Origin of the sequence: Streptomyces antioxidans (assembly GCF_000968685.2) — a bacterium.
In the GTDB taxonomy this organism is placed as follows: Bacteria; Actinomycetota; Actinomycetes; order Streptomycetales; family Streptomycetaceae; genus Streptomyces; species Streptomyces antioxidans.
The window spans coordinates 1-3,376 of record NZ_LAKD02000200.1; the positions used below are offsets into that span (position 1 = coordinate 1).

General features: G+C 70.8%; 1 protein-coding gene. It reads left to right on the plus strand.

What is annotated here, in order from left to right:
• Window positions 1–3,376, plus strand: a 3,376-nt coding sequence (locus VT50_RS37640) for a type I polyketide synthase (protein WP_143645371.1), incomplete at both ends; no start/stop codon positions are given.

A 3,376-nucleotide genomic window follows, 5' to 3' on the forward strand; every position in this document is an offset into this window, starting at 1 on the left:
GGTGGCCGCTGTGGTGGCGGCGTGTCAGGAGGTGGGGGATCGGGCGCGGCTGATCGAGGTGGATTATGCCTCGCACGGCCCTCAAGTGGAGGAGATCCGCGAGGAGTTGAATGAGCTCCTGGCTGGTGTCAGGCCACTTGATATCTCCGGTTCGAGTACGGGCTTCTACTCGACCGTGACCGGTGGCCGGGTCGACGGCTCCGTCCTGGATACGGACTACTGGGTGCGGAATCTCCGTGAGCGGGTGCGGTTCACGGATGCGGTTCGGGCGTTGTTGGCGGCTGGGCATCGGGTGTTCATCGAGGCCAGTACGCACCCCGTGCTCACCGTGGGCTTGCAGGAGACCTTCGAGGAAGCCGGGGTCGAGGCCGTCACCGTGCCCACCCTGCGCCGTGATCACGGCGGGCGGGCCCAGCTTCTCCACTCGCTCGCCCAGGCGTTCACCGCCGGAGTCGACGTCGACTGGAGGGCCGCGTTCCCCGGTGACCCCACCCCTCGTACGGTCGAACTGCCCACGTATGCCTTCCAGCGCCAGCGCTACTGGGCCGCTGCCACCGGCGGCGTCGGCGATGTGGGTGCCGCGGGGCTGCAGAGGGTGGAGCATCCGTTGTTGCGGGCGGCGGTGGGCCTCGCCGATGGCGGGCTGGTGCTGACCGGACGGGTGTCGGCCACCGGTGGCGACAGCTGGCTCGGTGACCATGTGGTCGCCGGAGCGTCGCTGGTACCGGGCGCGGCGCTGGTGGAGTGGGCGTTGCGGGCGTCCGATGAGGCGGGCGGTGGCGGTATCGAGGAACTCGCGCTGCGGATGCCGTTGGTGCTGCCGGAGTCGGGCGGGCTGCGGGTGCAGATCGTGGTGGGCGAGGCCGACGAGGACGGGCGGCGCGAGGTTCGGGTGTACTCCCGGCCCGACCGCGATGCCGCGCCCGGCGCCGATCCGGACTGGGTGTGCCACGCGGAGGGCGTCCTGAGCCCGTCGGCCACGCCGAGCACGGCCGAGGAGCTGGCGGGAGTCTGGCCTCCCAAGGGTGCGAAGCCGATGGCCGTCGAGGACTTCTACGAGCGTGCCGCGGCGATGGGTTATGCCTACGGACCGTCGTTCCAAGGGGTGCACGCGGTGTGGCGGGACGGCGCTGACCTGCTGGCCGAGGTGGCGCTTCCTGAGGCTGCCGGGGACGCGGATGGATTCGGCATCCACCCGGCGCTGCTCGACGCCGCCCTGCATCCCATGCTGCTCGCCGCCGACATCGACTCGGCCGACGATGGGGGGATGCGGCTGCCGTTCGCCTGGAACGGTGTGTCGTTGTGGGCCACGGAGGCGACCACCCTCCGGGTCCGGCTCTCCCCCCATCAGAACGGTGCGGCAGAGGAGCACGGGCTGAGGGTGGTCCTGGCCGATGGCGTGGGCGCCCCGGTGCTCACGGTCGACTCTCTGACGATGCGCCCCGCCGACCCCCGTCAGCTGCGGTCCGCGGGGGGTTCACGTGGCATCGATGGGCTCGATGGGCTGTTCACGCTGGACTGGGTCCCGATGCCCGACGCGCCGGACACGGATGCCTCCGATGCCATGGGCTGGGTGGTACTGGGCGACGATGTCCTGCACTTGGCGGAGGAGCCCGGGCTCGGTGGCGGGGGAGTGGTGTGCCACCAGGGTCTCGAAGCGCTGGTCACCACGCTTGACGACGGTACGCCACCTCCCGCGTTCGCCGTGACCCACCTGCCCGTCGACGGTGGGGCGGCGGAGGCCGGAGCCGCGGTGAGGGCGGAGGACGGCTTGGCTGCCGTCGGCCATGCCCTGGAGTTGCTGCAGGGGTGGCTGGCCGAACCTCGGCTGGCCGACACCCGGTTGGTGGTGGTGACACGTGGCACCGTGTCGATCGGCGACCCTGACGAAGACGGGGATTCCGGCGACGACGGAAAGCCGAATGTGGCCGCCGCGGGGCTGTGGGGTCTGCTGCGGAGCGCACAGGCGGAGCACCCGGACCGGTTCGTCCTCCTCGATCTCCACCGCGCCACCGATCCGGCCGTGGGTGAGGTGGCGGATGCCGTGCTCCGTGCCGTACGCGCGGATGAGCCGCAGGTGGCGCTGCGCCCCGGGCGGCCGATGGTGCCCCGGCTGATGCGCGTGCGGGCCACTGATGGTGCCGATGGGACGGAAACGGGCGGTCTGACGCCTGGTGGGCTCGACCCCGACGGCACGGTGCTGATCACCGGTGGTACGGGTCTGCTGGGCGGTCTGGTGGCCGAGCATCTCGTACGCACATGGCAGGTCGGGCACCTGGTCCTGGTCAGCCGGCGTGGCTCGGACGCGCCCGGCGCACCGGAGTTGGCCGAGCGGCTGAGCGACTTGGGTGCGCGGGTGCGGATCGTCGCGGTGGATGTCACGGACGCGGACGCGGTGGCCGAGGCGGTGGCCGGTGTCGACCCGGCGCATCCGCTGACCGGTGTCATTCATGCGGCGGGGCTGCTTGATGACGCGGTGATCACTGCGCAGACGCCGCAACAGGTGGCCCGGGTGTGGGCGGCGAAGGCCACGGCAGCCGCCCATCTGCACACCGCCACGGCGGACCTTCCCCTCCGTATGTTCGTGATGTTCTCGTCGGCCGCCGGAGTCGTGGGCAACGCGGGTCAGGCTGGATACGCGGCGGCCAACGCGTTTGTCGACGCACTGGTCGCCCATCGGCGAGCGCGCGGGCTGCCCGGGCTCTCCCTCGCCTGGGGGCTGTGGGCGCGGGCCAGCGAGATGACCGGGCACATGGGCCGGGCGGATCTGGCACGGCTGCGCGGAATGCGGCCGTTGACGTCCGAGCGCGGGCTGGCCCTGCTGGACGCCGCATGCCGGTGCGCGAACCCGCTGATGGTGGCGGTGGACTTCGATCCGGCTGGTGGGGTGGGTGGTGAGGGGCTTCCGGGGGTGTTGCGGGGGTTGGTGTCTGGTCGTGTGCGGCGGCGGGTTGCTGTGGGTGGGTCGTCGGGGTCGGGGTCTGGGTCGGGGTTGGGGTTGGCTGGTGAGTTGGTGGGGTTGGATGCGGTTGGTCGGTTGGGTGTGGTGGTGGAGGTGGTGCGGGGTGGTGTGGCGGTGGTGTTGGGGTTTGGTTCGGTGGGTGAGGTGCGGGTGGATGCGGAGTTCAGGGAGTTGGGTTTTGATTCGTTGACGGCGGTGGAGTTGCGTAATCGGTTGTCGGTGGTGACGGGGTTGCGGTTGCCTGCGTCGTTGGTGTTTGACTATCCGACGCCTCGGGTGTTGGCGGAGTATTTGTGTGCGCGGTTGACGGGCGAGGTTGCGGGCTCTGGTGTTCCTCTCGCGGTGCGGGCTGATGCGGATGAGCCGATCGCGATCATCGGCATGACCTGCCGCTTCCCGGGAGGTGCTAACTCC